General features: G+C 62.7%; 13 protein-coding genes. 5 read left to right on the top strand and 8 right to left on the bottom strand.

Translation table 11 applies throughout. The annotated features are described in order from the left end of the window. Window positions 1-369 precede the first annotated feature (369 nt). Together EOC93_RS19380 and EOC93_RS19375 are read left to right on the top strand one after the other, a co-directional pair. On the top strand, window positions 370-669 hold the full coding sequence (locus EOC93_RS19380; protein ID WP_095489317.1) for a DUF1236 domain-containing protein: 300 nt from the start codon (window positions 370-372) through the stop codon (window positions 667-669). Window positions 670-744: 75 nt separating this feature from the next. Beyond that, on the top strand, window positions 745-945 hold the full coding sequence (locus EOC93_RS19375; RefSeq protein ID WP_095489328.1) for a hypothetical protein: 201 nt from the start codon (window positions 745-747) through the stop codon (window positions 943-945). A 58-nt stretch (window positions 946-1003) separates the two neighbouring features. On the opposite strand, the gene EOC93_RS34155 is transcribed toward EOC93_RS19375, so the two are convergent. Then, window positions 1004-1432 (bottom strand): hypothetical protein, encoded by a 429-nt coding sequence (locus EOC93_RS34155; RefSeq protein ID WP_164759200.1) that lies wholly within the window; start codon window positions 1430-1432, stop codon window positions 1004-1006. A 233-nt stretch (window positions 1433-1665) separates the two neighbouring features. On the opposite strand from EOC93_RS34155, the gene EOC93_RS19365 reads away from it, so the two are divergent. Then, window positions 1666-2892, top strand: coding sequence for an anion transporter (locus EOC93_RS19365; protein WP_127205421.1), 1227 nt, complete (start codon window positions 1666-1668; stop codon window positions 2890-2892). 32 nt (window positions 2893-2924) lie between these two features. Here EOC93_RS19365 and EOC93_RS19360 read toward each other — a convergent pair whose 3' ends face one another. Next, window positions 2925-3509: a TetR/AcrR family transcriptional regulator gene (locus EOC93_RS19360; protein WP_095489311.1), complete on the bottom strand. Its 585-nt coding sequence runs from the start codon at window positions 3507-3509 to the stop codon at window positions 2925-2927. Between the two features lie 90 nt (window positions 3510-3599). Between EOC93_RS19360 and EOC93_RS19355 the strand changes: the two genes are divergently transcribed. Continuing rightward, the gene (locus EOC93_RS19355) at window positions 3600-4415 is read left to right on the top strand and encodes a crotonase/enoyl-CoA hydratase family protein (protein WP_127205420.1); all 816 of its coding nucleotides are present in this window, start codon (window positions 3600-3602) and stop codon (window positions 4413-4415) included. A 76-nt stretch (window positions 4416-4491) separates the two neighbouring features. Here the strand turns inward: EOC93_RS19355 and EOC93_RS19350 are convergent, their stop codons facing one another. Together EOC93_RS19350 and EOC93_RS19345 are read right to left on the bottom strand one after the other, a co-directional pair. Beyond that, on the bottom strand, window positions 4492-4881 hold the full coding sequence (locus tag EOC93_RS19350; protein WP_095489309.1) for a YkvA family protein: 390 nt from the start codon (window positions 4879-4881) through the stop codon (window positions 4492-4494). Between the two features lie 106 nt (window positions 4882-4987). Next, window positions 4988-5485, bottom strand: a complete 498-nt coding sequence (locus EOC93_RS19345) for a MarR family transcriptional regulator (protein ID WP_245458063.1) — start codon at window positions 5483-5485, stop codon at window positions 4988-4990. Between the two features lie 169 nt (window positions 5486-5654). On the opposite strand from EOC93_RS19345, the gene EOC93_RS19340 reads away from it, so the two are divergent. Further along, window positions 5655-6455: an SDR family oxidoreductase gene (locus tag EOC93_RS19340; protein WP_127205419.1), complete on the top strand. Its 801-nt coding sequence runs from the start codon at window positions 5655-5657 to the stop codon at window positions 6453-6455. A 45-nt stretch (window positions 6456-6500) separates the two neighbouring features. On the opposite strand, the gene EOC93_RS19335 is transcribed toward EOC93_RS19340, so the two are convergent. The 4 genes from EOC93_RS19335 to EOC93_RS19320 all read right to left on the bottom strand — a co-directional run bounded on the left by EOC93_RS19335 (window position 6501) and on the right by EOC93_RS19320 (window position 9331). Beyond that, a complete protein-coding gene (locus tag EOC93_RS19335) occupies window positions 6501-6830 on the bottom strand; it encodes a cupredoxin family copper-binding protein (protein ID WP_095489306.1) in 330 nt (109 codons plus the stop codon). Next, the gene (locus tag EOC93_RS19330) at window positions 6827-7351 is read right to left on the bottom strand and encodes a DUF4142 domain-containing protein (protein ID WP_095489305.1); all 525 of its coding nucleotides are present in this window, start codon (window positions 7349-7351) and stop codon (window positions 6827-6829) included. The genes EOC93_RS19335 and EOC93_RS19330 overlap by 4 nt, the downstream gene beginning before the upstream one ends. Window positions 7352-7449: 98 nt before the next feature. Continuing rightward, window positions 7450-8121: an RNA polymerase sigma factor gene (locus EOC93_RS19325; protein ID WP_095489327.1), complete on the bottom strand. Its 672-nt coding sequence runs from the start codon at window positions 8119-8121 to the stop codon at window positions 7450-7452. Window positions 8122-8242: 121 nt separating this feature from the next. Beyond that, complete coding sequence (locus EOC93_RS19320) at window positions 8243-9331, bottom strand: HPP family protein (protein WP_095489304.1); 1089 nt, start codon at window positions 9329-9331, stop codon at window positions 8243-8245. Window positions 9332-9483: the final 152 nt, after the last annotated feature.

Raw genomic sequence — 9483 nt, 5'->3', positions numbered from 1 at the left:
GCCTGGTGAACAACTGATCGCCCGCCGTGCCGAAAGGTGCGGCGGGCTTTTTGACTTCCGTATGGAACACCGGCTCGGGGAGGACGTTCGGCTTCTGCAGCATCTTCTCCTGTGAACCAAGCTGCGAGATCGGTGTCCCCTCCCGATCAGCCCGCGTCCTTCCCCTCCGTAGGGCGCGGCGTGGCTTGGTCATCGCTTTCCCGATGACGCGATGTCCGGCCTATTGCACGAAGCAGGAGAGACTTAGGTCCTGTCTCGGATCAGACCGAAGCCCAACCAAGGAACGTTTGCGGCCACCTCAGGTTTGGGTGGACCGGGCGCGAAGAGGATACCGCCCAGCGCAAGAGATCTCACACGAAGGAGAAAGCTATGAGAATGCGTCTTTCCACGGCAGTCGCGGGGCTTCTGCTGCTGGCAGGCATCGGCGCTGCTGCCGCTCAGGACGTGATCATCGAGCCTGAGCAGGAGACCGTCATCAAGGAATATGTGAAGAAGCAGCCGCTCGCATCGGTGAAAATCCCTGGGGTAGAGCTCAATATCGGCTCAACACTGCCCGATACGGTCGAGCTTCATGAAGTTCCCGAGACCAAATACAGTTACGTGGTGGTCGACGACCGGACCGTTGTCGTTGATCCAGGCACACGCAAGGTCATCAAAGTCATCGAATAACCTAAGCGACTGGGAGGACAGCCCGCCGTGCCGAAAGGTGCGGCGGGCAGCCAGCAACGGAGGAATGTGATCATCGTGTCGAACCGTGAGATTGGAGCATCCAAGGCACTCCGAATGCGCGTGACCGACCTCAACAAGAGGATGCGCGGCGCACGGATTACCGAGAAGGAACTGAAGACCTTTCGAAAGGTCGCAGCCGTCATGGAGGACGGCAAGGGTAGAATCGATGCCGACGATTTGATTGCCGCATCCTTCGTCGTCGAGACGCTGGACTAACCAAGCCGCCTTTAAGATACCCAGAATGCGAGGCGCTGCAATGTCCCTCTCTCCCAGCCTATTCTCTGTTGGCCTGACTTTCCAATGCCCGCAGTGCAACTTCACCGTCATCAAGAACGGCAGCTGGTTTCAGGTCGTTTCCCATTACAAGTGTGAGGGATGCGGACGCGAGATCCGGATTACCTATCCCGACAAGATTGGTATCTTCCAGAAGCACGCGCACTTGGCCGCTCCCCCGCCAGGAGCGCGGTAGATGCGGCAGATGTGCTGACCAATCCTTCACCGAACGTGAGCTCGAATTGCCGGGATCGAGCGCGAGGCGGGAATGCCGGCATTCGCCCTGATGGGCGAGATCGGCACGCGCAAATATGTCGGCTCGGCCTTCATTAACTCCAGCCGCGATCCGCGAGCGGCTCTGAAACGCGATCCAAGTGCGCGCCGGGCCGCCACCGAAGGGCGTGAAGCGGCCAATCACGCAATGGGTCAAGCCGGTTCTGCGCCACGACTTAGGTAATAGATCGCACCTGAGACATGGCGCGTGAACCCGAGTCTTTTTTCAGGTATCACCGATCGTCCGGACGCCTCGCAGATAAGATTCGCCGACGTCGCGGGCACCTCCTGTGCCTGCGTTCATTCTATGTCCGCAGTGAGAAGGGGGCGTTGGCGGACCGTGTTCGCCAATGGCGGGGCAGGGCGGATCTGAACGGGGCTTTTCCACGAATGACACTGATGGGCGCGGCGGCGTTGCTGATCCTGATCCTGACCTATGCCGGCGTCGCCATCGGCAGGGTACCTGGGCTGCGCCTCGACCGGGCAGGCATCGCGTTGCTCGGCGGCGCGGCGATGATTGCCATCGGCGCGCTCAGCCTGGAGGACGCCTACCGCGCGATCAATTTCGACACCATCACGCTGCTGCTCGGCATGATGATCGTCGTGGCGCATCTGAAAGTGTCGGGCGCTTTCCGCGCACTCGGCGCCGTCGCCATCGAGCATGCGCACGCGCCATTCATGCTGCTGGTGATGGTGACGCTGCTGACCGGCGTTCTGTCGGCGTTCCTGGTCAACGACGCGATCTGTCTGGTCATGGCGCCGATCGTCGTCCACGTCACCCGTGTCATCAACCGCAACCCGATTCCCTATCTGATCGCCACCGCCACGGCGTCGAATTGCGGCAGCGTCGCCACCATCACCGGCAATCCCCAGAACATGGTCATAGGCGCGCTGTCGGGGATTTCCTATCCGGCCTTCTCGGCGGCCCTGGCGCCCGTCGCCCTGTTTGGCCTCGTCGCCGTCATCGTCATCGTGCGCATCGTCTACCGGGCCGAATTCGCGCGCAAGGCCGAACTCAGCCCCGAAGTCTATCGCGGCCGCATGCTGCCGGGACAGGTGCTGAAGGCGGTGGTCGTCTGCATCGGGCTGGCGATCGCTTTCTTTGCCGGCGTGCCGGTCGCCAAGGCGGCGCTCATCGGCGGCGCCATCCTTCTGGTGACCCGCGCCATCAAGCCGGCGCGCATCTATCGCGAGATCGACGGGCCGCTGCTGTTCATGTTCGCCGGCCTGTTCATCGTCGTCGCCGGCGCCGAGAAGACGCTGCTCAGCCCTGACATCGTCGCCTCGGCCAAAAACCTCGGCCTGGACGATGTCTGGCGGCTATCCGGCTTCACCGCGGTGCTGTCCAACATCATGAGCAACGTTCCGGCCGTGCTGGCGCTGCGGCCATTCATACCCGGCCTGGAAAACCCGGAGCGCGCCTGGCTGATCGTCGCGATGAGCTCGACGCTGGCCGGCAATTTCACGCTGCTCGGCTCGGTCGCCAATCTGATTGTCGCGGAGCACGCGCGGGTCTCCGGCACAACTCTGTCGTTCGCCGCCTTCTTCAAGGTCGGCCTGCCGCTGACGCTGGTCACGCTGCTTGCCGGAACGGCGTGGCTGGCGCTTGGGTTTTAGCCGGCACGGATCGTCGCGGCAGCAATCCTTCGTCAGGCGCTGTCTTGGGATCTCGCCCGAACGAGCATGGCAGCGGCGTGTCCGGCTGCCTCGATATAGTCGGGGTTGCGGTGGATCAGCATGATCGAGAACGCGCCATCCATCAGAAGGACGATTTCGCGCGCCAGGGTTTGCGGCTCCAAAATGCTGCGGCCTGACATTTCGCCGGCCAGCCATTTTTCGAAATTCGCCTTGTGTCGCGACCCGACCTTCATCGCCGGGTGTCCGGGCATGGCGGCGAGCTCCGCGGCCGTTCGCAGGAAACCACATCCTTTCCATTTGGGATGGCGTGCCACGCGTGCCAGATTGGTGAAGATCGCCTCGACCTTGCGATCGGGACCGCCTTCGGCGGCGTCGAACCAGCCGGCCATCTGCTTCAGATTCGGCTGGTCGCGGCCATCGAGATAAGCGGCGATCAGGTCGTCCTTGCTCTTGAAATGATAGTAAAGCGTGCGCTTGGTGAGGCCTGCCTTTTCGGCGACGGCATCGACGCTGACGCGGCCAATCCCTTCAGCATAGAACAGCTTCGTCGCGGCATCGACAATACGTTTGCGGGTAGGGCTGAGCTCTTGGGGCATGGGGCAATGTATACCGACTAGTGAATATACAAGCAATCGAGAGCCTGATCCTTTCCTGTTCCTGCCACCGCATGCTGGAAAGGAAGCCAAATGACCGGACTTGTCCTGAGCGAGGTTCGCGACGGGGTTGCCGTCCTGACCCTCAATCGCCCTGAAAAACTCAACGCGCTGAACTACGCCCTGATCGACCGCCTGCTGGCCATCCTCGACGCTATCGAGGTCGATGGCTCCATCCGGGCAGTCATCCTCACCGGCGCTGGCGAGCGGGCGTTCTCGGCGGGCGGCGACATCCACGAATTCTCGGCAAGCGTGGCGCTTGGCGCCGATGCCGCCTTGCGCGACTTCGTCATGCGTGGGCAGCGATTGACGGCCAGACTGGAAGGGTTCCGCAAACCCGTCATCGCCGCGGTCAACGGTCTTGCCTTCGGCGGAGGTTGCGAAATCACCGAGGCCGTGCCGCTCGCCATCGCCAGCGAACGTGCCTCGTTCGCCAAACCCGAAATCGTTCTCGCAATGCCGCCGACGTTCGGCGGAACGCAGCGCCTGCCGAGGCTGGCCGGACGCAAGCGGGCCCTCGAGTTGCTGCTGACAGGGGAGGCGTTTTCGCCGCAGCGCGCACTCGAACTCGGCCTCGTCAACCAGGTGGTTCCACACGACGACCTGATGCCGGCAGCACTTGACCTGGCTCAGCGAATTCTGCGGCATTCACAGCTGGCGGTCGCCAGCATCCTCACCGCAGTTACGCGCGGCATCAACCAGTCCATCGCGGAAGGGTTGATGGTTGAGGCCGAACAGTTCGCCCGCATGGCGCCGACCGCCGATCTGCGCGAAGGGCTCGATGCCTGGATCGCGCGCCGCGAGCCAAGCTATTCCGGTTCGTGGACGCGCACTGCTGCGGGTGAGTGAGGCACAAGGGGACATATCGCTGGAGCCGGTTCCGGAGATATTCGAGGCGTTCGATTGCGGAGAAGCCCTGATCGGACTATTTGGCGCGGGTGGGCCAGAACGCCCAGATCAGCAAAGCCGCTAAAGCCAGCCAGAGCGCCACGACAAAGAACATTCCCGTCCTGCTTTGCGGGTGTTTTTCGAGCGCGGCAGCCCGCGCCCGAAACTCGTCCATTAGCGGCGGCGGGATAAGCCTTATCGCCAGGATTACGCCGAGCGGCACGATGATCAGGTCGTCGAGATAGCCGAGCACCGGGATGAAATCCGGGATCAGGTCGATTGGGGAAAGCGCATAGGCGGCCACCATCCCCGCCACGAGTTTCGCGGACCAGGGCACCCGAGGATCGCGCGCTGCGAACCACAGGGCGACGACATCAAGCTTGATGTCGCGCGCCCGGCGCTTTGCCGTTTCCAGCCATGCTTTCATAGGGTTACTTTAGCACAGATTGCCCGCCGACGTCCGAGCGGCGGTTGCTGGTCGAAGAAAAACCTAGACTAAGGCCCGTGGCGCATCCCCAACGACGCGCGGCGCTCTAATGTTCCGACGGTTCGGTGCCGCTCGCCGGCTTCTCGCCCGAAACATAGGCGTCGAGAAAGTCCTGCGAGGCGACATCGTCGGCGAGGCTCCTCAGCTTTTCGGCCGCGGCCGCCCCCAAAATCGCCTCGACGCGTCTGTTGGCCTCGACCCACACAACATATGCCTGCTGGTATCGCGCTTTTCCGAGCGGCGTCAGCACGGCATGCTTCGTTCGCCGGTCGTGGGCATCCTGGCGGACCTCGACCAGACCGTCGCGCACAAGCGGCCGCAACGCGTGCGTCAGCGCTGAAATCTGGATCGCCAGGCGGGCGGCGAGGACCTGCAGCGTCGGCCCGTCCTCGCCATAAACGGCCCCGAGCCCGTCGATCTGGCCGAGCAGAAGGGTTTGCGTTGACGTCAGCCCGGTTGGGACGAGCGCCACGTCATACAACTGGCCAAGCCGCCGCGCCGCACGACGCAGCGACGAATTGATGCAGACGAAATCGTTCGGCATGCCGGGCGCTTCCGCGTCGGGCTCGTCCCGACTTTCGAGCGATGCAAACGATTCGACCGTTTTTCCCATCTTCACAAAATAGTTGAGTGCTGAACCATTGCAATGGGGCAGAGACTTGGTTAGTTGGTTGAGCACTCAACATTTGAGTGCTAAACTTTAGGAGAGAACCATGTCGAACTCAGCTTCCAAGCCGATCGCCGTCGTTACCGGCGCCTCCGCCGGCATCGGCGCCGTCTATGCCGACCGCCTCGCTGCCCGTGGCTATGATCTTGTGCTCGTGGCGCGACGCGCCGAACGCCTGAAAACCCTCTCAGCGGAGTTGTCGCGGGCCTATGGCGCCAAGGTCGAGGTGATCAGCGCCGACCTGACCAAAGAGGACGGCTTGGCGCGCGTCGAGAAGGTGCTCGCCACCACCCCCGCCATCACGCTGCTTGTGAACAACGCCGGCAACGGAACGCTTGGATCGACGATAAACACGTCCGACGAGAATGCCGCGTCGACGATCGCGCTCAACATCACGGCGCTGACGCGCCTGACCCGAGCGGCGCTGCCGGCATTCCTGTCGCGCAACGCCGGGGCGATAATCAATATAGCCTCGGTCATGGCGCTGCACTCGCTGCCGATCACCTCCCTCTACAGCGGCACCAAAGGCTATGTGGTGAACTTCAGCCGTGGCCTGCAGGAGGAGCTTGCCGGGACCGGCGTCAGGCTGCAGCTCGTTCTTCCAGCTGCGACCGCCACCGAATTCTACGAATTCGCCGGCATGCCGCTTTCAGCGTTCGACCCGGCAGTGGTGATGACCGCGGAAGACATGGTCGACGCGGCCCTGGCAGGGTTCGATCAGGGTGAAGCCATCACGCTGCCGTCAGTCCACGACCGTGCGCTGTGGGAAACCTACGACGCCGCCCGCGCCACCCTGTTCGCCGCGACACAAACCGGCGAACCGGCGCCTCGCTACCAGGCGGCTTGACGCCGCCGGACCGCGCTGCGCGCAGGGCGGTCTCCGCTGGCATGGCTAGGGCGACGCCACCGTCAGATGGCCTTTCATGTTGGGGTGGAAGCGGCAGAAATAGTCGACCGAACCCGCCGTCTTCAGCGTCAGGCTCGCCGCCTTCTTCGGCGGGATCATAGCCTCCCAGCCGCCCTTGACGGTCGCCGTGTGGGCGAACACGTCCTTGTTGACCCACTCGATCGTGTCGCCGACCTTCGCCTCGATGCTTGCGGGCGAAAATACAAGCTTCTCGATCGTCACCTCAATCGTGCCGGCCTTGGCTGGTGCGGCACCAATGGTTAGCGCCAAAGCAACCCACAGATGCCGTTTCGACGCCGTCGGTGCTGTTCTCATTTCAGCTTGCCGGCGACATGTTCGGCATGCTGTTCATGGCCCTGGAATAGCTTCAGGCCGGTCTCCAGCAGGCTCTTCAGTTCGGCATTCTCGGCCGAGGGGATCAGCAGGGTTTTGAGCGCGGCGTTGACCTGCTTATGGTAGGCGACCTCGTTGGCGACATAGGCCTTGTCGAAGGCGGCGCCGTCGAGTTTGGCGAGCTGGGCTCGTTCCTCGGCCGCCGCCTCGGTCAGCGCCTTGCTGGTGGCGTTGTCCTCCGGCGTCAGTTTGAGCTTCTTGACCAGGTCAAGCGCTTGTTTGTTTACGGCTTCATGGTCTCGCACCATATCTTTGGCGAAATCTACAACCTCTTTGTTCTTCGATTTCTCCAGCGCTTGTTTGGCCGCCTCGACGTCAAGCACGCCGGCTGTGTAGGCGATGTGGGCGATCTGCGGGTCGGTCGGCTTGTCGGCGGCTTGCGCCAACGGCGCTGCGCTGAGCAGGAAAAGCGCTGCCAGTGCGGTGGTCGATCGAATAAACATGACGTTCTCCTTCGCCGGATGCGGTTGGCTCCGGGCATTTCAGTTGACGATGATTGGATGCCGGGCGGGGGCAAACGTTCCCGGGAATTCGGGAAAAATCAGTCTGTAAAGCCAAGCCGCTGCATCAACGCGGCGGTCAGCCGTTCACACCGGCGGCCGGCGAAGGGAAAGGCATTGAGCAGCACCGGGCCGATCTGATCGTCCAGCGCCTTGCGCACGAGGGCGCGGGCGCGGTGCAGGCGGCTCTTGACGGTTTCGGGCCGCACATCAAGCAGTTCGGCGGTCTCCTCGATGCTGAGACCCTCGATCACCCGCGCCACGAACACTGTCCGGTACACATCGGGAAGCCGATCGGTCGCCCGTTGGACAAGTTCGAGGATTTGCCGTTGCGCCATCGTCCGCTCCGGATCGTCGCTGGGATCGAGGGGAAATTTGATGATTTCGGCGTGTGGAGTTTGCGGCATGGCTACCGTTCGCCGTCTTTTGCGCAAGCGCCCAAGCGCCTCATTGATGACGATGCGCGACAGCCATGTGGCGAGCGAGGATTCCCCGCGAAAATCCCCGAGATGGGCAAAGGCCTTGACATAAGCCTCCTGCACGATGTCTTCAGCCTCGCTGTCGTTGCGAACGACGCTGCGGGCGATACGATAGAGTCGCTGGTTGTGCATCTTGATAATCGTGCGGAAGGCTCCGCCCTCCCGCGCCAGCGCGCGGCCGACAAGCTGCATCTCGCCAGCTGCGGCAGGCATGACGGTCAAGACAGCCGACATGACCGGTTTCCTCATCGCAAGCCAATCTCCTGACCGGAAGCAAATCCTCCGATCGAAACATTGGACGGCCTAGCCGGGAAAAGGTTCCCGACATTTTCCGGCAGCCGGCGGCCGGCAGCGACTACGCTACCGCTTCCGCCAGCAGCCTGTCTGCAGTTTGCGTGCGGGCCGTTGCGGCCAGCAGATCGGTCTGCGTGATCAGGCCGAGGATGCGCCTGTTGTCGTCTATGATGACGACGGCGTGGCTGCGGCCGTCGGTGAGCACGGGTAGGAGGCCCATGGCAGGCGCGCTCGCCGAGACGGTTGCCACGGCCTTTGTCACGCTTTTCACCGTATCCGAGGCCCACGCCAGTTCTCGCAGTCCGACGGCGCCAACAAGCCTGGCCTCCGAATCGACGACCGGCAGCGTCCGGATGTTGTGGGCGAGCAGCAAATGACGTGCCTGGTCGGCGCGAGCGTGTTCATCGACCGAAATTACATGGCACGACATGATGTCCCTGCACAGCAAGGTCCGGTGCGTACGCACCATCGCTTGCAACTCCACCTGCCGCAGCAGCCGTTCGAGATCGTTGCGGTCGATGTCGAATGTCTCCTCCAAGGTACCAAGCGCAGCATCGATGTCCTCGGGCCGGAAGCCGATACGCTCCTGAGCGGGTGGATCGATGGTGCCGTGGCTGTTTTTTGGCGCGGCCACCGTCACATGTGGATAGGTCCGTCGCGACAACTTGTGAAAGCCGTATCCGAGCGCGACGAGCACGATCGAGTTCAAGGCCACCGGCACGAACGGAAACAGGAAGCCGGCACCGATGACGGCCGGTCCGCCGATCACAGCCGTCAGGGCGGCAGCCCCACCTGGTGGATGCAGGCAGCGGGTGAACGACATGGCGGCTATGGCCAATGACACCGCAATGCCCATCGCAAGGATGGGCTCATGCACGAAATACGCCACGAGCACGCCGACGAGCGCCGATATGGTGTTGCCGCCAATGATCGACCAGGGTTGCGCCAACGGGCTCGCCGGCACCGCGAACAAAAGCACGGCCGAGGCACCCATCGGCGCCACGAGCAGCGGCACATGCGGGCCGCTACCGAGCACCAGACCGCTGATCGCGCCGGTCAACGCAATGCCGATCGTCGCACCGATACAGGCGATGATCCGCTCGCGCAGCGTAGCGCCGGCAAGTATTGGGACAAAGAGGCGAAAGGCCATGGTACTGACAACTCTGGTGGCGAAACTGGGTTTGGGACGTGCCGCTTGCGGCTGATGGCCTCGCAATGAGGCCAGAATGTTGGATTTGAAAGCCAAACCGATCCGGAAAATCACAGCTTCGGGAAATAATCTTGCTGATGCGGCCGAGACCC

It is taken from the genome of Mesorhizobium sp. M6A.T.Ce.TU.002.03.1.1, assembly GCF_003997275.1.
Lineage (GTDB): Bacteria > Pseudomonadota > Alphaproteobacteria > Rhizobiales > Rhizobiaceae > Mesorhizobium > Mesorhizobium mediterraneum.
The sequence above is the reverse complement of the archived record's forward strand: the minus strand, read 5'-3'. Positions and strand labels throughout refer to the sequence as shown.